A 23003-nucleotide genomic window follows, 5' to 3' on the forward strand; every position below is an offset into this window, starting at 1 on the left:
TCATCCGCTCCAGGAGGACCACCCGTGACCGAATCCGTTCCCGTCGACCCCACCTCGACCGAGGCGTGGCAGCAGCTCGCCCGCATCGCCGACGGCTTCTCGCCCGACCTCCGCGCCTGGTTCGACGCCGAGGCCGACCGTGCCGAGCGCCTCACCTTCCAGGCCGCCGACCTCACCGTCGACCTCTCCAAGGGCCTCGTCACCGACGAGGTCCTCCAGCACCTCCTCCAGGTCGCCACCGACACCGGCGTCGCGGAGCGCTACCAGGCCATGATCTCGGGCGAGCACATCAACGTCACCGAGGACCGCGCCGTGCTGCACACCGCCCTGCGCCGCCCGAAGGACGGCGCCGAGCTGGTCCCCGCGGCCGGCTTCGTCGTCGACGGCCAGGACGTCGACGCCGACGTCCACGCCACGCTCGACAAGGTCTACGCCTTCGCCGAGAAGGTCCGCTCCGGCGAGTGGGTCGGCGTCACCGGCAAGCGCATCGAGACCGTCGTCAACATCGGCATCGGCGGCTCCGACCTCGGCCCCGTCATGGTCTACGAGGCGCTCAAGCCCTACGTGCAGCAGGGCCTCGAGGTCCGCTTCGTCTCCAACATCGACCCCACCGACGTCTCCGAGAAGACCGTCGGCCTCGACCCCGAGACCACCCTCTTCATCGTCGCGTCGAAGACCTTCGGCACGCTCGAGACCCTCACCAACGCGCGTCTCGCCCGTGACTGGCTCTGGCGCGGCCTCGCCGCCGCCGGCGCCCTCGACGACACCGACGAGGCCCGCACGGGCGCCGTGGCGAAGCACTTCGTCGCCGTCTCGACCGCCCTCGACAAGGTCGCCGCCTTCGGCATCGACCCCGAGAACGCGTTCGGCTTCTGGGACTGGGTCGGCGGCCGCTACTCCGTCGACTCCGCCATCGGCACCTCGGTCGTCATCGCGATCGGCCCCGACGCCTGGCGTGAGTTCCTCGCCGGCTTCCACGCCCTCGACGAGCACATGCGCACCGCGCCGCTCGAGCAGAACGTGCCCGTGCTGATGGGCCTGCTCAACGTCTGGTACTCGAACTTCCTCGGCGCGCAGAGCCACGCCGTGCTGCCCTACTCGCAGTACCTGCACCGCTTCCCCGCCTACCTCCAGCAGCTCACGATGGAGTCGAACGGCAAGAGCGTCCGCTGGGACGGCTCGCCCGTCACCACCGACACCGGCGAGGTCTTCTGGGGCGAGCCCGGCACGAACGGCCAGCACGCGTTCTACCAGCTCATCCACCAGGGCACCCGCATCGTGCCCGCCGACTTCATCGCGGTCGCCAACCCGGCGCACCCCCTGAAGGACGAGTCGGGCGACGGCAGCACGGTCGAGCCCGGCCAGGACGTGCACGCGCTCTTCATGGCGAACTTCTTCGCGCAGTCGAAGGCCCTGGCCTTCGGCAAGACGGCCGACGAGGTCCGCGCCGAGGGCACCGCCGAGGCGGTCGTGCCCGCCCGCGTCTTCAGCGGCAACCGCCCGACGACGTCGATCCTCGCCCCGGCGCTGACCCCGAGCGTGCTCGGCCAGCTGATCGCGCTCTACGAGCACATCGTCTTCGTCGAGGGCACGATCTGGGGCATCGACTCGTTCGACCAGTGGGGCGTCGAGCTCGGCAAGCAGCTCGCGCTGCAGATCGCCCCGGCGGTCGACGGCGACGTCGCCGCGCTCGAGGCGCAGGACAGCTCGACCGGCGCGCTGATCGCGAAGTACCTGGAGCTGCGCGACTAGCGAGCGACGAGGTCACCGGGCGAGGGCCCGGGGGAGGCGCGGGGCAGGCTCGACCTGCACCGCGCCTCCTGCGTCCGGGCCGTGTCGTCGGCCCCCGCCGGGCTCAGCCCGCGGGCGGCACGCGCACGGTCAGCGCGTGGTGCGCGACCGTGATGGCGACCTCGCTGACGAGGCCGCGGGGGTCGCCGTCGATCTGGATCTCCTGCGGGGCGGCGAGCTGCACGCGCATCGCCCGCGCCTGGGCGAAGCGCATCGAGCGGGGCCGGGGGCTCCACCGGGTGACGACACGGCCGATGCCGGTGCGGTGCAGCAGGCGGTTGAAGGCGAGCCGGTAGCCGATGTACGTCCACCCCGGACCGCGCCCGGGGCGGAGCACGACGGCGTCGAGCAGCCCGTCGTCGACGACGGCGTCCGGGATCATCAGGATGCCCGCGGTCAGCGTCCCCGAGTTGCCGACGATCACCGTGTGCACGCGGGTCGACACCGGGGGCTCGTCGTCGAGCGCGTACGTCATGTCGAACTGGCGGTTGCCGAAGACGCTCCGCGCGATCGGGTCGGAGTACGCGAGCCAGCCGATCCGGGCCTTGAGCCGGGGGTCGGTGTGCCCGGCCATGTGGGCGTCGACGCCGATGCCGGTCATGACGAGGAAGGCGTGGCCCGTGCTCGTCCCGTCGGGGCGCCCGAGCTCGACGGTGCCGACGTCGACCGGGCGGTCGCGGCCGCCGAACGCGGTCTCGACCGCCGAGCGCAGCGCGTTGAGGGGCAGGCCCAGCTCCCGGGCGAACAGGTTGCCGGTGCCCGCGGGCACGAGCCCGAGCGGGGTGCCTCGCCCGGCGGCGACCTCGGCCACGGCGCGCAGCGTGCCGTCGCCCCCGGCCACCACGAGGAGTCGCGGGTCGGCCGCCAGCGCCGCCTCGGCCGCCGAGCGCCCGTCGTCGCCCGCGCTCGTCTCCCACCAGGTCGCGGGAGCCCAGCCGAGCCGCTCCTCCTGCTCGGCCACGAGCAGCCGGAGCGCGGCGACGTCGACCTTGACCGGGTTGACCACCACGGCGGCCCTGGCGGGTGTCGGAGCGTCGTGCCGGGGTGGTTCCACAGGCGAGACCCTAGTGCAGGGCGCCGGGCCGCCCGCCGGTACACTCCCAGACGGCAGATCCCCTGCCTCACCCGCCCGTGGAGGACACCATCGCCGAGTCGTCCCCCCGCCGCGGCGGCCCGTCGGCCGACCGGCCCTCCGTGCACTGGTGGTCCGCCCACGGCCCGGAGCGGCACCCGCCCGGAGCGCCGGTGTTCGTGCTCGTGCACGGGCTGGGCCTGTCGCACCGTTCGTTCAGCCGGCTCGCGGCCGCGCTCGTCGCCCACGGGCCCGTGCTGGCCCCGGACCTGCCCGGCTTCCGGCGCTCGCCCGGCCCGGGGCGGCGCCTGGCGATCCCGCAGCTCGCCGAGGCCCTGCTGCCGAGGCTCGACGCGCTCGCCTCGGCTCCGCTCGCCGGTCCGGTCGTGCTCGTCGGGCACTCGCTCGGCGCGCAGGTGGTCGTCGAGATGGCCCTGCGTCGCCCCGACGTCGTCGCGGGCGTGGTGCTGGTGGGCCCCGTCGTCGACCGCGTCGCGCCGGGCGTCGTCGGCCAGGGCCGCCGGCTCGCCCTCGACATGCTCGGCGAGCCGCCGCTCACGAGCGCCATGGTGACGCGTGACTACCTGCGCGGCGGCCTGCTGTCGTACGCGGCGGGCACCCGCTCGATGCTCCGGCACCCGATCGACGAGCGCCTCCCCGGTCTGGCGGCGCCGCTGCTCGTGCTGCGGGGCCGCCACGACCCCGTGGCGCCCGCCCGCTGGGCGGACGAGCTCGTCGCGCTCGTCGTCGACGGCGAGGCGCGCGACGTGCCCGCCGCCGTCCACGACGTCGTGCACTCGCGGGCCGCGGAGGTCGGCCGCGAGGTCGTCGACTTCGCCCGGCAGTGCTGCCCGGGGGCCGTGTCGCAGGTCTGACATCGATGTCGTCCACCCCTTGCCTCGGAATGAGCTGTGTGGATACGATCAGCCGGTCGAGCCCCTGGCCCCCGATCACGGGGTCGGTGAGGGCCGACGTCCCCCTGGTGAGCCACCGCGCACGATGTCGTGCGCACCGGCCCGCCTGCTCGTGATTACAAGGGAGTAGTCGTGACCGTCGTCCCCACCCGCCCACCTCGAGGCCGAGCCGGCAGGGCGACGCGCCGCGTCGCCGTCGGCACGGCCCTCACCGCCGTCTCGGCCCTGCTGCTGTCGGGCCTGCCGGCCCTCGCCGCCGTCGCCGCCCCGGTCGACCTCGCCCGCTTCGGCACCGTCACCGCGTCGGCCTCGCAGTCCGACGCCGACGGCACCTTCCCCGCCGAGGCCCTGAACGACGGCGACGCCGCGACCCGGTGGGCCAGCGGCAACGGCCCCGACGAGGACGTCCCGTTCACCGCCTCGGTGATCGTCGACCTCGGCGGCGTGGCCCGCGTCGACGCGATCGGCCTCGACTGGGAGTCGTCGTACGCGACGCGCTACACGGTCGACGTGACCACCGGCGACCCGGCGCTGGCCGAGAGCTGGACCACCGCCCAGACGGTCGACGCCGGCGACGGGCAGCGCGACGAGGTCGCCCTGTCGGCGCCCACGGACGCCCGCTACGTGCGCGTGAGCATGCTGCAGCGCTCGGCGGCGACCTGGGACGCCTCGCGGCCGCACTGGTACGGCTACTCCGCCTACGGCCTCCAGGTGTACGGCGAGGCGCAGACCCGCTCCGTCAGCTTCGACCGCGCGACCGCGACCGTCGCCGCCGGGCAGACCCTCACCGCCGGCCTCAGCCTGACCGGCACCAGCGACGAGCCCGTCAGCGTGCGGGTCCGCTCGACCGGCGGCACCGCCGTCGCCGGCACCGACTACCGGGCCGTCGACGAGACGGTGACCTTCGCGCCCGGCGAGACCACCGCCTCCGTCGCGCTCGAGACGATCTCGACCGGCGCGCTCAGCCCCCGCCGCACGGTCGAGCTGACCGCCTCCGACGCCAGCGAGCCGACCGTCGTCGGGTCGCGCGGGTCGCTGGCCGTCACGCTCACCCCGACGGGCGAGCTGCCCAACGTCGGCGAGACCCGCGTGCTCGACGACTTCGAGGCCGGGGTGCCCTCGGGCTACTTCGGCTGGGGCGCCAGCGCCGCGGTCACGCCCGCGCTCTCGACCGTCGCCGCCGAGCGCGAGGGAGCCGCCGGCACCCAGGCGCTCAGCGCCGTCGTCGCCGGGCCCACCGCCCCCGACAGCTGGTACGGCTTCTCGCACGACCAGCCCGCCGCCGACTGGAGCGACGCCGACGGCTTCTCGTTCTGGTTCAAGGGCGCGGCCAGCGGCCAGCAGCTGCGGTACGAGCTGAAGAACGGCGGCGTGCTCTTCGAGACGAGCGTCACCGACGACAGCACCGACTGGAAGCGCGTCAGCGTGCTCTTCGCCGACCTGCGCGTCAAGGGCCAGCCGACCAGCGACACCCGCTTCGACCCGTCCGCCTCGACCGGCTTCGCGGTGACGCTGACGCAGCTCGGCGCCGGCACGTACCTGGTCGACGACGTCGCCGTCTTCGACCGCGCCACCATGATCGAGGACTTCGAGGGCGACGTGCCGCTCAGCACGACCGCCGACCCCGTCGGCTTCTTCACCTGGGGCTCGCCGGCTCCGACCGAGCCGACCATCAGCCGCGAGGTCACCGTGCAGGAGCGCGGCAGCGACGTCGAGAACCACGTGCTCTCGGGGCAGTTCTCGATCCCCTCCGGGGGCTACGGCGGGCTGAGCCACAACCTGGCCGACAGCCAGGACTGGTCGAGCTACCAGGGCATCCGCTTCTGGTGGTACGCGTCGCAGTCGAACAACCCGGCCTCGCCCACGGCGGGCGCCGACATCAAGCTCGAGATCAAGGACGGCGACCCGGCCGGCGGCGACACCGCCGAGACCAGCGAGCTGTGGGCGACGACCTTCAAGGACAACTGGGGCAGCAGCACCTCGCGCTGGAAGCTCGTCGAGCTGCCCTTCTCGTCGTTCACGCCGTCGGGCTACCAGCCGGGCGACGCCGCGACGACGAACGGCACCCTCGACCTGACGGCCTCGTTCGGCTACTCGTTCACCTTCACGCCGGGCACCCCGGCGCCCGTCGGCTGGGCGATCGACGACACGCAGCTCTACGGCACCCCCGCCTCCGCGGCGTCGGTGACCGTGGACTCCACGCAGGACGTCTGGCTCGTCGACGCCGGCCAGCCGGCCGAGGTCGCGCTGACCGTGACGACCGCCGGTGACGAGCCCCTCGCCTCCGACGTGTCCGTCGACTGGGCCACCGCCGACGGCACGGCCGTCGCCGGCACCGACTACGACGCCGCGTCGGGCACCGTGACCTTCCCGGCCGGGAGCGCCTCGGGTGCTCAGCAGACGGTCACCGTGGCGACCCGCGCCTCCGCGGGGGCCGCCGAGGCCAAGGAGCTCCAGGTGACGCTCGCGTCGACCACGGCGAAGGTCGGCGACGGCCCGCGCGTCGTGCTCGCCGCGCACGACCTGCCGTACCTCGACGCCTCGCTGCCCACCGCCGACCGCGTCGCCGACCTGCTGGGCCGGATGACGCTCGAGGAGAAGGTCGGGCAGATGGCCCAGGCCGAGCGCCTCGGCCTCACGTCGACGAGCGACATCAGCGACCGCGCCCTCGGCTCGTTGCTCAGCGGCGGAGGGTCGGTGCCCGAGGGCAACACCGCCGTCGCCTGGGCCGACATGGTCGACGCGTACCAGCGCGAGGCCCTGTCGACCCGTCTGCAGATCCCGATGATCTACGGCGTCGACGCCGTGCACGGCCACAGCAACGTGGTCGGCGCGACGATCTTCCCGCACAACACGGGGCTCGGCGCCACCCGCGACCCGGCCCTCGTGGAGGAGATCGCCCGCGTCACCGCGAAGGAGGTGCGCGCCACGGGCGTGCCGTGGACCTTCGCCCCCTGCCTCTGCGTCTCGCGCGACGAGCGCTGGGGCCGCAGCTACGAGTCGTTCGGCGAGGACCCTGCGCTGGTCCGCACCTTCGCGGCCCCGTCGGTGCTCGGCCTGCAGGGCGACGACCCGACCGACATCGGCGGCGCCGACGAGGTGCTGGCCACGGCCAAGCACTGGGCCGGCGACGGCGGCACCACGTACGACGAGTCGGTTGCCGGCACGGGCGCCTACCCGATCGACCAGGGCGTCACCGAGGCCGGGTCGCTCGAGGAGTTCACCCGCCTGCACGTCGACCCGTACCTGCCGGCGCTCCAGGCCGGCGTCGGCACGATCATGCCGTCGTACTCGGCGGTCGACCTCGGCGACGGCCCCGTGCGCATGCACGAGAACACCGCCCTGAACACCGACCTGCTGAAGGGCGACCTCGGCTTCGAGGGCTTCCTCATCAGCGACTGGGAGGGCATCGACAAGCTGCCCGGCGGCACCTACGCCGAGAAGGCGGTGCGGTCGGTGAACTCGGGCCTCGACATGGCGATGGCGCCCTACAACTACGGGGCCTTCATCGACAGCATCGTCGCGGCCGTCGGCTCCGGCGCCGTGTCGCAGTCGCGGGTCGACGACGCCGTCCGCCGCATCCTCACCCAGAAGTTCGACCTCAACCTGTTCGAGCAGCCCTTCGCGGACCGCACGAACGTCGACGGGGTCGGCTCCGCCGCGAACCGCGCCGTGGCCCGCCAGGCCGCCGGCGAGTCGCAGGTGCTGCTGACGAACGAGGGAGGCGCGCTGCCGCTCTCGAAGACGGGCTCGCTCTACGTCGCCGGCTCCAGCGCCGACGACCTCGGTCGCCAGATGGGCGGCTGGACGATCAGCTGGCAGGGCGGGTCGGGCGACACGACGACGGGCACGAGCATCGCCGAGGGCATCCGCGAGGTCGCCCCCGACGCCGCCGTGACCGTCAGCCCCGACGCCTCCGCCCCGATCGGCGCCGACCAGACCGGCGTCGTCGTGGTGGGCGAGCGCCCGTACGCGGAGGGCCAGGGCGACGTGCCGAACAACGGCTCGAGCCTCTCGCTGACGCCCGCCGACCAGGCGACGGTGGCGAAGGTCTGCGCCGCGACGGCCACCTGCGTGGTGCTCGTCGTGTCGGGCCGGCCGCAGCTGCTCGGCGACGTCGTCGGCCAGGCCGACGCCGTGGTCGCCTCGTCGCTGCCCGGCTCCGAGGGCGCCGGCGTCGCCGACGTGCTGTTCGGCGACCGGCCCTTCGCCGGCCGCCTGCCCGTGACCTGGGCGGCCAGCGCCGACCAGGTGCCGATCAACGTCGGCGACGCCGACTACGAGCCGCTCTTCCCCTACGGCTGGGGCCTCCGCACCGACGGTGCGCGTGACCGGGTGGAGGCGCTGGTCGCCGGCCTGCCCGAGGGCGCGGCCCGCGAGGCGGTCCAGGCCCTGCTCGACGCCGACGTCTGGGGCGACGACGGGAGCGTGACCGACCCGGCCGCGGCCCTGCGCCTCCTCCTGGCTGCGGTGGGCCCGTTCAGCGGCACCGACCTCGGGGCGATGACCACGGCCGACGTGCTCGTGTCGCTCGCCCGTGACCTCGCGCAGGCGGCGATGACCGACGGCACGGCCGCGGCGGGCTCGGACGCCCTCACGGCCGACGCCGAGGCCGCGCTGCAGCGCGGACTGCCCGACGTGGCCCTCCGGGGCTTCGCCGCGGTGCTCGGCATCGACCTCGAGGTCGACGAGCCCACGAAGGCGATCGTGCCCGGCACGCTCGACCCCGCGACCGCCCGCCCGGGCGACTCGGTGTCGATCACGGCCACCGGCTTCGTCGCCGGAGAGGCCCTCGCCGGCACGGTGTTCTCCGAGCCGCAGTCGATCGGCACGGCGACCGCGACGGTCTCGGGCGTCGGCGTCCTGCGCTTCACGGTGCCGGCCGACCTCGAGCCGGGGGCGCACGTCGTCGAGCTCGAGGGTGCGGGGCAGATCGCCCGCGCGACGCTGACGGTCCTGGCGGCCGACGGCCCCGGCGACCCGGGCACGCCCGGCACGCCCGGTGCGGGCACGCCCGGCACGCCCGGCGCCGGGGTGCCCGGTGCCGGGGTGCCCGGTGCCGGAGCCGGCGGCTCCGACGGCCCCGGCCGCGTCTCCGCCGCCCGCGGTCCGCTCGCCTTCACCGGCTCGGACGCCTGGGTCGGCATCAGCGCCGCGGCCCTCATGATGATCGTGATGGGCGCCTGGCTGACGCTCCGTCACCGTCGTCGACAGGGCAACGACTGAGCGGTCGCGCCACGTCGCACTGACGACGGAGGCCCCCGTCCCTTCCCGGGGCGGGGGCCTTCGTCGTGCGGTGCGGCGGTGGTCGCTAGGCGGCGACCGGCTTGCGCTGGCCGACCACGGCGCCGGCGTCGGCGGCCTGCGCGGCCTCGACGGTGACGCTCTCGCCCGAGCGGCGGACGAAGCGCTTGAGGCCGACGAGCACCACGGCCGACACCACGGTGCCGGCGAGGATCGCGACGACCCACATGCCGAGGTTCCCGATCGCGAAGAACACGAAGAGGCCGCCGTGCGGGGCCTGCGACGTGACGCCCGCGGCCATCGAGATGGCTCCGGTCACCGCGCCTCCGACCATCGAGGCCGGGATGACGCGCAGCGGGTCGGCCGCGGCGAACGGGATGGCCCCCTCGGAGATGAACGAGGCCCCCAGCAGCCACGCGGCCGTGCCGTTCGAGCGCTCGACCTGCGAGAAGCCCTTGCGGTACAGCACGGTCGAGGCGAGGGCCATCGCGAGCGGCGGCACCATGCCCGCGCCCATGACGGCGGCCATGATCATCAGCGGCGCGGGGTTGTCGGTGAGCGAGCCCGCCGAGAGGCCGGCGACGGCGAACGAGTAGGCCACCTTGTTGACGGGGCCGCCGAGGTCGACGCACATCATCAGGCCGAGCACGACGCCGAGCACGACCGCGCCCGTGCCGTTGAGGCCGTTGAGGAAGTCGGTGAGCGCGACGGTCAGCGCGGCGATCGGGCCGCCGAGCACGAGCACGAGCAGGCCGCTCGCGAAGATCGACGCGAAGAGCGGGATGATCACGACGGGCATCAGGCCGCGCAGCCAGCGCGGCACGGTGGGCCGGCCGATCCAGTACGCGGCGAAGCCGGCGAGCAGGCCGCCGACGAGGCCGCCGATGAAGCCGGCGCCCATGAAGACGGCGACGGCGCCCGCGACGAAGCCGGGCGCGATGCCCGGGCGGTCGGCGATGGCGTACGCGATGTAGCCGGCGAGGGCCGCGACCAGGAAGCCCATCGACAGGTTGCCGATCTGGAAGGCGGCGGCGCCGAGGAAGTACACCAGGCCCTCGGGCGGCAGGTTCGTCAGCGAGTAGTCCGTCAGCACGGTCGCGGCGTTGCCCGCGATCTCGTAGCCCGAGAGCAGGAAGCCCAGGGCGAGCAGCAGGCCGCCGCCGGCGACGAACGGGATCATGTACGAGACGCCGGTCAGCAGCCAGCGCTTCAGCGACGAGCCGAAGCCCTCCTTCGCGCGGGTCTCCTGCGCCGACGCGTCGTCGGCCGAGCCCGCGACGCGGGGAGCGGCGGGGTCGGTGGCCGCGGCCATCGCCTCCTTCACCATGGCGTCGGGGGCGTCGACGCCGCGCTTGACCGGCCCGCGCACGACGGGCTTCCCGGCGAAGCGCGACTGGTCGCGCACGTCGACGTCGACGGCGAAGATGACGGCGTCGGCCGCGGCGATCACGGCGGGGTCGAGCGGGGTCACCTTCGACGAGCCCTGGGTCTCGATCTGCAGGTCGGCGCCGAGGCGGGCGGCGGCCGCGACCAGCGCGTCCGCGGCCATGTAGGTGTGGGCGATGCCGGTGGGGCACGCCGTGACGCCGACCAGCTGGGGGCGACGGGCGCCGTCGGCCGGGGAGGTGCCGGAGGCGCTGTTCGCGCCCGCGGGAGCGGTGCCGGTGGTGCCCCGCGCCTCCGCCACGTCGCCGCTGACCTCCTGGTCGACGAGGGCGACCACGTCGGCGGGGGTGCGCGCGGCCCGGAGCGCCGCGGTGAAGTCGTCGCGGATCAGCGCGCGGGCGAGGGTGGAGAGGACCGTCATGTGGTCGCTGTCGGCGCCCTCGGGCACCGCGATCATGAAGACGATGTCGGCGTCGCCGTCGGGGGCGCCGAAGGGCACCGTGCGGGCGAGGCGCGAGAAGGCGAGCGTCGGCTCGGTGACCGAGGTCGACCGGGCGTGGGGGATGGCGATGCCGCCGGGCACGCCGGTGCCGATCGAGGCCTCGCGGGCGATCGCGTCGTCGGCGAGCGAGTCGGCGGAGCCGGCGCGGCCGGCGGCGGCCACGCGGCCGGCGAGCACCCGGATCACGTCGGACGACGTGGCTCCCAGGTCTTCGTCGAGGCCGACGAGGTCGGTGCTGATGAGTGCGGACATGGTGGAGTGCTCCTTGGGGTCGGGCGTCGTTGCTCAGCGGTGGCCGACGGCCACGGGGGCCATCGGGACGACGTCGATGTCGTCGGGGGAGGTCTGGTCGAGGGAGGGGACGATGCTGCCGGGGAGGGCCGCGGCGGCCGCGCCCGAGGCGACGGCCTGCGCGAGGCGGCCGGCCGGGTCGGCGCCGGCCTGCTCGGCGAGCAGCCAGCCCGAGAGGGAGGAGTCGCCGGCGCCGACCGTGCTCAGCGGCACGATGCGCGGGGCGGCGGCGAACCACGCGCCGGAGTCGTCGACGAGCACGGCACCCACGCTGCCGAGGGTCAGCAGCACCGCCCCGACGCCGAGCTCGCGCAGGCGCTGGGCGCCCGCCACGGCGGCGTCGAGGTCGCGCTCGTAGGTGTCGGCGTCGCCGCCGACGACCTCGGCGAGCTCCTCCGCGTTCGGCTTGACCAGGTCGACCCGGACGCCGGAGGCGACGAGCGCGGCGAAGGGGGCTCCCGACGAGTCGACGGCGATGCGCGGCGCGGCGTCGCCGTGGGCGGCGCGGACGGCGCCGACGACGTCGGCGAGCCAGGTCACCGGCAGCCCCGGGGGCAGCGACCCCGCGAGCACGAGCCACGACGCCAGGGGGGCGTGCTCGACGACGAGGCCGGTCAGCGCCTCCACGTGGGCTCCGAGGTCGGGGCCGACCTCGTTGATCTTGGTCGTCGTGCCGCCGGGCTCGGTGACGGTGACGTTCGCCCGCAGGCGCTGCTCGATCGGCAGGTTGACGGTGGGCACGCCGCGCTGGCGGAGGGCCGTGAGCACGGGGTCGTCGAGCAGCCCGGGCAGCAGCGCGACGGTCTCGGCGCCCGAGGCCGCGAGGGCCCGCGAGACGTTGACGCCCTTGCCGCCGGGCTCGTCGGTCGTGCGGGCGGCGCGCTGCACCTCGCCGCGGCGGAGCTCGTCGGTGAGCTCGATCGTGCGGTCGAGGGAGGGGTTCGGGGTGACGGTGAGGATCATCCGCCGGGCGGGGGCGCCCTCGGCGGGGCCGGTGCCGGTGCCGGTGCCGGTGCCGGTGCCGCTGCCCGCGGGGCCGTGGGCGGTCGGTGCTGTGCTCATCGTCGGACCTCGTCGTCGTCGGGAGCCTGATCGACTCCGTTCCGGACGATGAAACCACATGATCGGGCAGAGAACAACAAGAACGGGCATCCGATTCGGCCCACATGCCTCGGGATGTGCGACAGACCCGACGTCATCCACCGGTTCCTCTCGAATTTGAGAGTGATCCGTGCCTGTGAGCGTGGTTCTTCTCAAATTCGCGAGTGATCTGCTCGGCGGGCTCCGTGCCTCCCCGGCGTCTGGTCGCCGCCGAGCGAAAAGCTCGCGTTCTGCGGCGGGTTGCGGGCTGGGAGTCACGCGATGACGCCGACGGGCCGCGGCCGACGACGGTGAGGTCGACGGCCGCGGCCCGGGGGAGGCGCGGTGCGGGTGCCGGAGTCGCGCCGCGGTCAGGCGCGACGGCGGCTGACGAGCACCCCTCCCGCTCCGGCGAGGAGCAGCAACGCCGCGAGCGCCGCGCCGAGGCGAGCGTCGGCGCCGCCCGTGTAGGCGAGGCCGCCCGCGCGGGTCGGGGCGGCGGCGACGCGGGTCGGCGTCGTGCCGGCCGGGACGGTGCCCGTACCCGTACCCGTGCCCGCACCGGCGCCGGCGCCGGGCGCGCCGGCTCCCGTCCCCGGCACGACCGGCGTCGTCGGGTCGGTCGGCGCCGTCGGCGCCTCGCACGGCAGCGTCCCGGCGCGGAGCGAGAACCCGTCCGTGTCGGCGTCGTCGGCGTAGAACGTCTGGCGCGCGCCGTCGGTGCAGGTCGCGGCGTCGGCCACGGCGAAGCCCTCGTTGGCGAGCCCGCGGTCGGCGTTCAGCGGGGCCTCGTAGACGACCTGCTCGGCGAAGGCGCCCGAGGCGTCGACGTCGAAGAGGGCGGTGCGGCCCGAGCAGGCCTCGTCGCAGACGACCCAGAGGGCGTCGAGGTCGGCGTCGAACTGCACGTCGGCGACGAGGTCGAACGAGGTGGCGATGGTCGCGACGCGCTCGGCCGAGCCGTCGGCGGAGAGGGCGTAGGCGTAGACGCTCGCGGTGCCCTCGACGCCGACGAAGAACAGGCCGTCGCCGTGGCCGGGGCGGGCGGCGGGGTCGTAGGCGGCGCCGGTCGACTCGTCGACGAAGCCGCGCTCCGTGAGCCACGAGTCGGGCACCCAGGTGACGCCCTCGAGCCCGGCGTTCGCGCCGAGGCCGGGGAAGTCCGCGGCGAGGTTCCACTCCTGCGTCGCGACGAGCGTCGTCGCGCTGCCGGCGGCGGCCACGTCGTAGCGCAGCACCGAGGGGCGGCTGACGCTCGAGGCGGCGTTGTTCCGCTCGGACGAGACGTACATGCCGCCGTCGCTCGAGTCGCCGGTCACGGTGACGCCCTCGGCGTCGACGCGGCCGGTGCCGTCGGTGTAGCGCAGGGCCTTGCCCGCGGACCAGCCGGAGTCGGTGGCCGGGGCCCAGCCCCCCGCGCCGTCCGAGACGATGCGGTAGAGCAGGCCGTCGCCGTTCTGCACGGCCCAGAGGGTGCCGTCGGCCGAGGTTCCGGAGGGCTCGTAGTCCAGGCCGCTGAGGTCGCCGGTGAAGGTCGCCTCGTCGTCGAGCGGCAGCTCGTCCGGGCCGCCCGGCCACGGCTGCGTGAGGACGGTGCCCGCGGCGATGTTCGCCGAGCCCTTGGTGGCCTCGAGCGTGCCCGTGAAGTCGCCGGTGTCGTCGGGGCTGCGGCCCCAGGTCACCGCGGCGTGCTGCGTCCAGGCGTACGAGTCGACGAGGGTGACGCCGTCGCGGGCGAACAGGCGGACGCTGTCCGCGCCTCCCAGTCCGAAGTCGAACCCGGCGGGCGTCATCGCCGTCAGCTCGTCGAGCACGAGGAAGCCCCCGGGCTGGATGACGGAGCCCGTCGGCAGCACGTACCGGTGCGTGTCGTCGCTGTCACGGAGCACGAAGCCGCTGACGTCGACGGGGGTCGCGCCGACGGTGGTCAGCTCGACCCAGTCGCCGGGCGTGCCGCCGCTCGACTCGACCTCGTTGAGGCGCACGGGGGAGGAGCAGTCGTTCGCCGCGCCCTTCGTGCTCGTCGTCGTGGTGGCGAACTCGCCGGTGCCGTCGGGGCAGCGGCCGTAGCTGACGAGGCTGTGCTCGGTCCAGCTGTAGGTGAGCGCCAGGGCGCCGGAGGCGTCGTAGACGCGGGCGGAGTCGGCGCCGCCGAGGCCGAAGTCGAAGCCGGGGCGGACGCCCTGGGCCTGGTCGATGACGAAGAAGCCGCCGGGGGCGACGGTCGAGCCGGCGGGCAGCACGTACTTCGCGTGCGAGTCGTCGCCGTCGAGGAAGGACCAGCCGGAGACGTCGACGGCGGTGCTGCCGACGTTGGTCAGCTCGACCCAGTCGGTGTCGTCGCCGTTCGACTCGACCTCGTTGATGCGCAGCGTCGACGCGACCGGCGCGGGTGCGGGTGTGGGCGTCGGAGCCGGGGTGGGCGCGGGGGTCGGAGCCGGCGTCGTGCCGGGGTCGGCCGGCGTCGGCGTCGTCGCCGCGGCGTTGGCGGCGCCCTTGCTCGAGGCGGGCGTGACGCCGAAGGCGCCCGTGCGGTCGGGCAGGCGACCGTACGTCGTGGCGGCGGCGGCCGTCCAGCTGTACGAGTCGAGGAGCGTCGTGCCGTCGGCGTCGAACAGGCGCACCGAGTCGGCCTTGCCGAGGCCGAAGCTGAGACCGAGGGCCGGGTCGGTCGACTCGTCGACGACGAGGAACCCGAGGGCCGGGATGGTCGTGCCCGCCGGCAGGGTGAAGGCGTGGGTGTCGTCGTTGTCCTTCAGCACGAGGCCGGAGACGTCGACCGGGGCCGAGGTGGTGTTGGCGAGCTCGATCCAGTCGCCGGGCGTGCCGCCGTCCGACTCGATCTCGTTGACGACGACCGTGCCGGGGAGCGTCGGGGCTCCCGTGGCGGCCGAGGCGGGGGCGGCGGTGCCGACGAGCCCGACGGCGGCGACGCAGCCGACGAGGGTCGTCGCGCCGAGGCGCCGGAGGAGGGGGTGCATGCGTGATCCGTTCGTGGGGTGACGTGGTCACTCGAACTCTCGTGCCCCGCGACGTGCAGCCGGTGAACCCCCGGTGAACGACAGGTGGTGCGCATCACCGCGTCGACCGGGAGCGCTGCCTCCCGTCGGGCCGGAGGCCTGCCCGGAGGGGGCTCAGGCCTCCTCGTCGTCCTCGTCCTCGTCGCCCTCCGCGGCGCCCGCGGCCTCGACCCAGTCGGTCGCCTCGTCGGAGAGGTAGAACTCGTCGTCGGTGCCCTCGCCGACCCAGGTGTCGTCGTCGCCCGGCTCACCCGTGACGGCGGTGATCTGCTCGAGGATCTCCGGCGGCACGGCATCGCCGGCGTTGTCGATCAGCCACTGCCGGGTGCTCGGGATCAGGTCGGGCCACCACTCGTCGATTCGCATGCGCCGAGCCTGGCACGCCGCGGCGGGCCGTGCCAGCCCGGAGGGGCGTGGTCGGAGCGGGCGTGGTCGGAGCGGGCGTGGCCCGGAAGGGTGCGACAGGGCCGGCCCGGCGCTAGTGTCCCGGCATGACCTGGCCCGTCGTCCACCTCTCCCGCTCGTTCGACCACGACGTCGCCGCGGTGTCCCGCATCGCCGGGGACCCTGCGAACCTGCCCGCGTGGGCGGCGGGCCTCAGCGCGGGCGTCCGCGAGGAGGGCGGTCGGTGGTTCGCGGACTCTCCGATGGGCGTCGTCGAGGTGGCCTTCACCGGGCCGGTGGAGCTGGGGGTCCTCGACCACGACGTGACCCTGCCCGACGGGACGACGGTACGGAACCCGTTCCGGGTGGTGGCCAACGACCAGGGCAGCGAGGCCGTGTTCACCCTCTTCCGGCGTGACGGCGTCTCCGAGGCGGCGTTCGAGGCCGACGCCGCCGCCGTACGGAGCGACCTCGACCGGCTCGCGGCGCTGCTCGACGAGCGGCTCCCTCGCCCCCGCCGGGGGCCTCAGCCGACCGCGCCCGTCAGCGGGTCGACAGCCAGTCCCTGACCGTGGCCGCGACGACGTCCAGATGCGACTCGAGCAGGAAGTGCCCTCCGTCGACGAGCTCGACCCGGGCCTCGGGCGAGTCCTGGCGGAAGGCCGCGGCGCCCTCGGCGGCGAAGATCTCGTCGTGGCGTCCCCAGATGGCCAGGACGGGGACGCGGGAGTCGCGGAGCCAGTCGTGGACGGCCGGGTAGAGATCCCTGTTGGTGGCGTAGTCGCGGAAGAGCGCCAGCTGCACGTCGTCCTGGCCGGGGCGCGCGAGGAGCGCGAGGTCGTGCTCCCAGGCGTCCGGGTCGACGGTCGAGGTGTCGGGGACGCCGTGGGTGTACTGCCACTCGACGGCGTCACGGCCGAGCGCCGGGCGGAGGGCGTCGCGGGTCTCGGCTGTCCGCTCCGCCGCGTCGGCCCAGATCGGGTCCCAGAAGCTCGGCACGAAGCCCTCCTCGTAGGCGTTGCCGTTCTGTGAGATGACGCCCGTCACGGCCTCGGGGTGGTCCAGGGCCAGCCGCCAGCCGACGGGTGCGCCGTAGTCCTGGACGTAGATCGCGTACTCGTCGACCCCGACGGCGGCGAGGAACCGACCCGTCACCTCGGCGAGGGCGGCGAAGGTGTAGTCGAAGTCGTCGACGGACGGCGCCGACGATCGCCCGAAGCCGATGTGGTCCGGCGCGATGACGCGGTACCGGTCGGCCAGGGCGGGGATGAGGTGCCGGAACATGTGGGAGCTGGTGGGGTACCCGTGCAGGAGCAGGACGACGGGTGCGTCGGCGGCGCCCGCTTCCCGGTAGAACACGTCGAGGCCGTCGACGGAGACGGTGCGGTGGTGGACGGTGGTCATGACTAACCCCTAACGGCTTGATTACTGGTTAGTCAGGACGCTAGCATGATCCTGTCGGCGTGGCCGCGGAGGAGATCGGAGAGACGTGCTCGAGAACGAAGACCTTCTCCTGGCGCTGCTCAACAGCGCACCGGTGATCGACGGCGTGCCGACGGACGCCCTCGAGGGGGCGGAGGGCCGGGCCCTCGCTCTCCGGTGGGGCGGGACGGGCACCGACCGGGAGTCCGCTCAGCTCGCCGACGTCCGTCGGCTCCTCCAGGCCGTCGTCCGCGGGGGAGGCGCGGGTCCCGTCGACGAGCTCGCCGCGGTGCTCGAGGGCGCGGTCCAGGTGCCCCGCGTGACTCCGGCGGGCGTGCGCTGGGAACTCCGCGCCCCTGACGACGAGAAGCTCGCCGTCCGTGCCGTGCTGGCCTGGTCGGGCGTCGCGGAGGAGCTGCCCGGGCGACTGCGCGCGTGCGCCAACGACGAGTGCAACCTCTTCCTCGTCGACCACAGCCGCCCCGGCACGGCGAAGTGGTGCTCGATGGCCGTCTGCGGCAACCGCATGAAGGCCCGCGCGCACGCGAGCCGCGCCGCGCGCTGACCGCCTCGACGCAGACGTCCCGTACGGCCCGGCTGCTGACCCGGTCAGGCACGTCTCCGCCGCAGCCGTCGGCTACCGCACCCCGCTGCGCACGAAGCCCTGGACGAAGAAGCGCTGGAACGCCAGGAACAGCACCACCATCGGGAGCACCGAGATCACGGCCAGCGCCATGATGCCGTTGTAGTCGGGCGTCGTCTGCCCCTTGAGGTAGAGCAGCCCGACGGGCAGCGTGTAGAGGTCGGGGTCCTTCAGGGCGATCAGCGGCCAAGCGAAGTCGTTCCAGCTGCCGAGCAGCGTGAGCAGCACGAGCACCGCGACGAGCGGGCCGCTGAGCGGCAGGACGATCGCGGTGAAGACCCGCACCGGGCCCGCGCCGTCGAGGCGGGCGGCCTCGATGAGCTCCTGCGGGATGCCGAGCATGAACTGCCGCGCGAGGAACACCCCGAACGCGGTGGCTGCCGAGGGCAGGATGACGGCCCAGTAGGTGCCGTAGATCTCGAGCCCGTTCACGAGGCGGAACTGCGCGACCATGGTCGCCTGCACCGGGATCATCAGCGTCGCGAGGAAGACGAGGAAGACCGCCGTGCGCCCCGCGAAGCGCAGCTGCGCGAACGCGTACCCGGCCAGCAGGTTGACGACGACCGTCAGCACGGTGACGAAGACGCCGATGACGACGGAGTTGCCGAACCACTCGGCCACGGGGTACCGGTCGAGCACCCGGCCGAAGTTCTCGAGGGTGAGGGCGCTGGGGAGGAGGCGCAGGCCGCGCCCGAACACCTCGCCCCGCGGCGAGAAGGCCACGACGAGCATCCACAGCAGCGGGAACGCCACCACGACGGAGGCGACGACGGCGACGACGGTGCGGACGACGACGAAGCCGCCGCGCCGGGGAGGACGTCGACGTGGGGCGCGGGCCCCCGCGGCACGGTCGGCGCCGAGGGCGGTGCTGCGGGGCGCGCCGGCCGCAGGCGGGTCGGCGACGGTCTGGGGGATGGTCACAGGCTGGTCCTCGTCATTCGGTGAGGTCGCGGGTGCGGTTCGTGCGCCACTGCACGACGGTGAAGGCCAGCGTCACGACGAGGATCACGACGCCGAGGGCGGCACCGTAGCCCTGCTCGCGGATCTGGAAACCGTTGCGGTAGGCGTAGGTGCCGAGCACCGAGGTGGAGTAGCCGGGGCCGCCGCCGGTGAGGACGAAGACGAGGTCGAACACCTGGAACGACGCGATGACGTTGAGCACCAGCAGGAAGAAGGTCGAGGGCCCGACGAGGGGCACCGTGATCGACCGGAACCGCTGCCAGGCGCCCGCGCCGTCGAGCTCGGCGGCCTCGTACAGCTCGGGGGAGACCGACTGCAGCCCGGCCAGGTAGATGATCATGTTGAGGCCGACGCGCAGCCAGATCATGGTGAGGATCACCGACACCATGGCCAGGGCGCCGTCCGACTGCCACGGCACCGCGCCGAGCCCGATCGCCCGGAGCACCTGGTTGACCAGGCCGTTGGCCTCGGTGAAAAGGATGACGGCGATCATCGCGCTGGCCACCCCCGAGATGACCATCGGGAGCACGAGCATCGTCCGCCAGGCACGGCGACCGGGCAGCACCCCGTCGAGCAGCACGGCGAGGCCGAGGCCGAGGGCCATCTCGACGGGCACGGTGACGACGGTGAAGAGGACGGTGTTGCCGAGGGTCTGCCAGAAGACCGGGTCGGCGGCCATGCGCGCGTAGTTCGCGCCGCCGACCCACTCGGGGTCGCCGAAGCCGCGGGTCTCCTGGAACGACAGCTGCACGGCCCCGAGGATGGGCACGAGCAGGAAGACCGACAGCAGGACGAGGTTCGGTCCGATGAAGGCCCAGCCGACGAGGCCCTCCCGGAGGCGCGCGGCGCGCTGCCCGGGGCGGCGCGCGCCCGTCAGCACCGTCATCAGTCGGTGGCCTGGCCGACGGCCTCGTCGATGGCGCTCAGGGTGTCGTCGACCGACTGCCCCTGGGTGAACGCCGCCTCGAGCTGGTCCTGCATCGCGACGGTGATCTCGGCCAGGTAGGGCGACGTCAGCTGCTTCACGTCGGAGGGCTCGATGGTGGTCGCCTGCTCGACGAAGACCGGCATGACGTCCGGCCGCACCGCGAAGTCGATCGACGAGGCGTCGACGTCGGTGCGGGTGGGCAGCTCGTTGGTGGCGGCGCAGAACTCGGTCATCGCGTCGGCCGAGGCCATGAAGTTCAGGAACTCCGTGGCGAGCTCGCCCTGGTCGGTGTCGGCCGTCGCGACGAGGGCGTTGCCGCCGAGGTCGGTGGCTCCGCGCTCGTCGACGGGCAGGGGCACGGCCGTCCAGTCGAAGTCGGTCGACGCGAGCTCGGGCACGAGGAACGAGCCCACGAAGGCCATCGCCGTCGTCTGCTCGCTGAACAGCGTGTCGGCGTACGAGGTCGACTTGACGCTGCTGGTCGGCGGCACCCACTGCTGGTCGAAGAACGACGTCGTGAAGGCGAGCGCCTCGGCCGCCTCGGGCGAGTCGATCTCGCTCGTCGTGCCGTCGTCGCCGAGCAGCGCGCCGCCCGACTGGAAGAGCCAGCTGAGCCAGCGGGGCGTGCCGCCCTGCTGCCAGTTGACGACGAAGGGGTACTGCTCGGCCGGGAGGCTCGTGCGCAGCGCCGCGGCGACCTCGCCGAACTCGTCCCACGTCCACGCGTCGGCCTGCGTGGTCGGCAGGTCGGTCACGCCCGCCCCCGCGAGCAGCTCGGTGTTGACGAGCAGCGCCGAGACGTCGGTCTGGTGCGGCACGCCGTAGACGGCGCCGTCGTACGAGACGGCCTCGAGCATGGCGGGCTGGAAGGAGTCTTCGTCGTCGACCTGGCCGGTGAGGTCGAGCAGCTGGCCCTGGCTCGAGTAGACGCCGAGGTTGCCGTAGTCGACGCGGAACACGTCGGGCGCGTCACCGGTGGAGAGCTGCGCGTCGATGTTCGAGAACATCTGGTCGTAGGGCACGACGTTGAGGTCGACCGTCGCGCCGTCGTGCTCGCTCTCGAACTGGGTGACCAGGGCCTCGAACGACTCCTGCTCGGACTCGCTCGCCCAGGTCGTGAAGGTCAGCGCGCCGTCGGCGTCGTCGTCGGAGCCTCCGGTGAAGCCGCTGCAGCCGGAGAGGCCAGCGGCCAGGGCGAGGGTCGCGGCGGCTGCCGCGGTCGTGCGTCGGGTCGTCATGTCGGTTCTCCTGGCGTCGGTTCGGTCGTGATCGGTGCGCGGGGCGTGGGGGGTGCGGTGAGGCGTTCCTCGACGAGGGACACGAGGCCGAGCGGCCCCAGCAGGTCGCGGAGACCGGCGTGTACCCCGACCGCGTCCGGGTCGTGCTGCGCAGAGTGTGCTCCCTCACGCGTCGTGAAGGCCGCCGTCACGTCTTCCAGGGCCCGGACGCACGCGAATCGGATGAGCCGGCCCTCGTCGAGGGCGGCGTCGCCGTACCCCGCACGGAACGCCGCCCGGTGCTCCGACTCGACGGGCAGCCCCGGCAGGACCCCGAGCTCGACCAGCACGAGATCGACCTCGCGGGGCGCGACGGTGGCCTCGTCGAGGTCGATCAGCCAGGGCCGGCCCCCGTCGTCGACGACGACGTTGCCGAGGTGCGGATCACCGTGGCAGGGCACCCGCGGTGCGGGTCGGCGCTCGGCCTTGAGGCGCAGGGCCGTCGCCTCGAGCTGTCGGAGGCGCCCCCGGTTCGCTCGCCAGAGGTCGGTGAGCTCGGGGTCGGCCGTCGAGGCAGCACCGTCGTCGCCCAGGAGGGCGTCCAGCTCGCGGAGGCGGACGCGTGCCCGTCGCCCCGCGCGCTTGACGCCGCTCCGGAGCGGCGCGATGCCGGCCGGGGGCTGCTGGGAGTGGATCCGTCGCACGACGGCGCCCAGCTCCGACCACTGGCCGAGGTCGAGCCCGCGGCCGTCCTCCGCGGCGTCGTCACCGAGCACCCAGGGCGACACGGAGACCGTCGAGCCCTCGTGCTCGGACCAGAGCTCGCCCGCGAGGGTCGGCAGGGGAGCGACGACGCCGGGCGCGCCGCCGAGGGAGGCGGCCAGGGCGAGGCCGAAGCGGCAGTCGCGCCGCGTCGCCTTCACCGACCAGTGGCCGCCCGAGCTGTCCTCGACCTGCCAGACCGACGCGTCGGGGTCGAGGCCACCGACGATCGGCACGTCGGCCACGACGACGAGGCCCCACGCGGCGAGGGGCGGAGGCGGCGTGCGCGTCGAGCGCGCGGGAGGCTGCACCGGGCGAGCGTGTCACCCGCCACCGACATCGCGCCTCCGGCCGGGCGACGCGGCCCGGCGATCCGCCTCCGGCCTCGGCGTCCCGCCGGCAGCGTCACGCCCCGGGCGTCGCGAGCTCCCCGGTCGTGTACTGGGCGCGGCCGAAGCCGAACGACCAGTCGGCGGGCGTGTTCTCGACGAACCCGATCACGAGGTCCTCGCCCGCGACTCCCACCCCGGCCAGGGCCTCGGCCAGCGCGCGGAAGAACTCCTGTTTCTCGTCGGTGCTGCGCCCGGCCTGCGTGAAGATCTGGATGACGACGACCTGCTCTGAGCGCTCGATGCCGAGCCCGACGTCGAGGGCGGTCAGGCGGCCGGGTGCGTGCTCCGTGACGATCTGGAAGCGGTCGCGCTCCGGCAGCCCGTAGACGTCGACGAGGGTCTGCATGAGGGCGTCGCCGATCGCGGCGATCTGGTCGTCAGAGCGACCCTCGACGAGGTCGATCCTGATGAGGGGCATGTGTTCTCCTGTCGTGGGGCGGGAGCGGGCGCTCCTGGTCGAGCTGTACTCGGGGGCCTGGGTCACCCCTCGCTCGAGTCCGACCACACGGCCTCCGCGCCCGAGTGGCCGATCCGGACCGTCGTGACGATCCCGCCGATGCTCGTGCCGACGGCCAGCACCATCAGCACGACGCCGACGACCAGTCGTGCGCTGCCGCGGACGGCCGGGCGCTGTCGCTGGGCCTCGGGGGTCAGCACCCAGCGCTGCCAGATCCACTGCGCCACGGCGACGACGAACACCGCGATCGCCCAGGGCAGCAGGGTGTCGCCCAGCTGCGTGTGGGCCTCGAGCAGGGCGCTGCTGTCGACCCGCTCCTCCAGCGCCTCACCGGACGAGGTCGCGAGGGGAACTGCGATCAGCGAGACCAGGGCGATCAGCGGAGTGATGACGCCGAGTCGTCGACGGAGCGCGGGCCAGAAGGCCCCGACCAGGACGAGCAGCGACGCCGTCGGGAACGCGACGGTGACGAGGTGGACGATGAGCGGGTGCAGGGGGAGGCCGTCGAACTGCCAGTCCATGGACGTGCTTCTCTCTC

17 protein-coding genes are annotated in these 23003 nt (G+C 74.0%); 5 read left to right on the top strand and 12 right to left on the bottom strand.

The window, feature by feature from the left end; translation table 11 throughout:
* The first annotated feature begins 24 nt into the window (after window positions 1-24).
* On the top strand, window positions 25-1752 hold the full coding sequence (gene pgi, locus IFT72_RS00315; protein WP_192045259.1) for a glucose-6-phosphate isomerase: 1728 nt from the start codon (window positions 25-27) through the stop codon (window positions 1750-1752).
* Window positions 1753-1855: 103 nt separating this feature from the next.
* Here the strand turns inward: pgi and IFT72_RS00320 are convergent, their stop codons facing one another.
* Window positions 1856-2845 (bottom strand): diacylglycerol kinase family protein, encoded by a 990-nt coding sequence (locus tag IFT72_RS00320; protein WP_371741114.1) that lies wholly within the window; start codon window positions 2843-2845, stop codon window positions 1856-1858.
* A gap of 77 nt (window positions 2846-2922) precedes the next feature.
* On the opposite strand from IFT72_RS00320, the gene IFT72_RS00325 reads away from it, so the two are divergent.
* Window positions 2923-3738, top strand: a complete 816-nt coding sequence (locus tag IFT72_RS00325) for an alpha/beta fold hydrolase (RefSeq protein ID WP_192045260.1) — start codon at window positions 2923-2925, stop codon at window positions 3736-3738.
* Window positions 3739-3909: 171 nt separating this feature from the next.
* Window positions 3910-9003 carry a glycoside hydrolase family 3 N-terminal domain-containing protein gene (locus IFT72_RS00330; RefSeq protein ID WP_192045261.1) on the top strand — a complete coding sequence of 1698 codons (5094 nt, stop codon included), beginning with the start codon at window positions 3910-3912 and terminating at the stop codon, window positions 9001-9003.
* 85 nt (window positions 9004-9088) lie between these two features.
* Here IFT72_RS00330 and IFT72_RS00335 read toward each other — a convergent pair whose 3' ends face one another.
* From IFT72_RS00335 to IFT72_RS00350, 4 genes are all read right to left on the bottom strand, one after another.
* A complete protein-coding gene (locus IFT72_RS00335; protein WP_185231498.1) occupies window positions 9089-11161 on the bottom strand; it encodes a fructose-specific PTS transporter subunit EIIC in 2073 nt (690 codons plus the stop codon).
* Between the two features lie 33 nt (window positions 11162-11194).
* Window positions 11195-12163: a 1-phosphofructokinase family hexose kinase gene (locus IFT72_RS00340; protein ID WP_185234323.1), complete on the bottom strand. Its 969-nt coding sequence runs from the start codon at window positions 12161-12163 to the stop codon at window positions 11195-11197.
* A 488-nt stretch (window positions 12164-12651) separates the two neighbouring features.
* Complete coding sequence (locus IFT72_RS00345; RefSeq protein ID WP_192045262.1) at window positions 12652-15261, bottom strand: lamin tail domain-containing protein; 2610 nt, start codon at window positions 15259-15261, stop codon at window positions 12652-12654.
* Window positions 15262-15414: 153 nt separating this feature from the next.
* Entirely contained in the window at window positions 15415-15666 is a 252-nt protein-coding gene (locus IFT72_RS00350) for a hypothetical protein (protein WP_185231502.1), read from the bottom strand.
* A 125-nt stretch (window positions 15667-15791) separates the two neighbouring features.
* Between IFT72_RS00350 and IFT72_RS00355 the strand changes: the two genes are divergently transcribed.
* Window positions 15792-16253 carry an SRPBCC family protein gene (locus IFT72_RS00355; protein WP_244634133.1) on the top strand — a complete coding sequence of 154 codons (462 nt, stop codon included), beginning with the start codon at window positions 15792-15794 and terminating at the stop codon, window positions 16251-16253.
* On the opposite strand, the gene IFT72_RS00360 is transcribed toward IFT72_RS00355, so the two are convergent.
* On the bottom strand, window positions 16228-17088 hold the full coding sequence (locus tag IFT72_RS00360) for an alpha/beta fold hydrolase (RefSeq protein ID WP_192045263.1): 861 nt from the start codon (window positions 17086-17088) through the stop codon (window positions 16228-16230). The genes IFT72_RS00355 and IFT72_RS00360 overlap by 26 nt on opposite strands.
* An 85-nt stretch (window positions 17089-17173) precedes the next feature.
* Between IFT72_RS00360 and IFT72_RS00365 the strand changes: the two genes are divergently transcribed.
* Window positions 17174-17671 carry a CGNR zinc finger domain-containing protein gene (locus tag IFT72_RS00365; RefSeq protein ID WP_185231506.1) on the top strand — a complete coding sequence of 166 codons (498 nt, stop codon included), beginning with the start codon at window positions 17174-17176 and terminating at the stop codon, window positions 17669-17671.
* Window positions 17672-17743: 72 nt separating this feature from the next.
* Here the strand turns inward: IFT72_RS00365 and IFT72_RS00370 are convergent, their stop codons facing one another.
* The 6 genes from IFT72_RS00370 to IFT72_RS00395 all read right to left on the bottom strand — a co-directional run bounded on the left by IFT72_RS00370 (window position 17744) and on the right by IFT72_RS00395 (window position 22986).
* Window positions 17744-18670 (bottom strand): carbohydrate ABC transporter permease, encoded by a 927-nt coding sequence (locus tag IFT72_RS00370; RefSeq protein ID WP_235491133.1) that lies wholly within the window; start codon window positions 18668-18670, stop codon window positions 17744-17746.
* Window positions 18671-18683: 13 nt separating this feature from the next.
* Complete coding sequence (locus IFT72_RS00375; RefSeq protein ID WP_192045264.1) at window positions 18684-19595, bottom strand: carbohydrate ABC transporter permease; 912 nt, start codon at window positions 19593-19595, stop codon at window positions 18684-18686.
* Window positions 19595-20875, bottom strand: coding sequence for a sugar ABC transporter substrate-binding protein (locus tag IFT72_RS00380; protein WP_192045265.1), 1281 nt, complete (start codon window positions 20873-20875; stop codon window positions 19595-19597). Before IFT72_RS00380 ends, IFT72_RS00375 begins: the two co-directional genes overlap by 1 nt.
* A complete protein-coding gene (locus IFT72_RS00385) occupies window positions 20872-21927 on the bottom strand; it encodes a phosphotransferase (protein ID WP_192045266.1) in 1056 nt (351 codons plus the stop codon). The genes IFT72_RS00380 and IFT72_RS00385 overlap by 4 nt, the downstream gene beginning before the upstream one ends.
* Window positions 21928-22021: 94 nt before the next feature.
* Window positions 22022-22426, bottom strand: coding sequence for a tautomerase family protein (locus IFT72_RS00390; protein ID WP_056052505.1), 405 nt, complete (start codon window positions 22424-22426; stop codon window positions 22022-22024).
* A 62-nt stretch (window positions 22427-22488) separates the two neighbouring features.
* Window positions 22489-22986, bottom strand: coding sequence for a DUF2231 domain-containing protein (locus IFT72_RS00395; protein WP_192045267.1), 498 nt, complete (start codon window positions 22984-22986; stop codon window positions 22489-22491).
* Window positions 22987-23003 lie beyond the last annotated feature (17 nt).

It is taken from the genome of Frigoribacterium sp. CFBP 8754 (genome assembly GCF_014841815.1).
GTDB classification, from domain to species: domain Bacteria; phylum Actinomycetota; class Actinomycetes; order Actinomycetales; family Microbacteriaceae; genus Frigoribacterium; species Frigoribacterium endophyticum.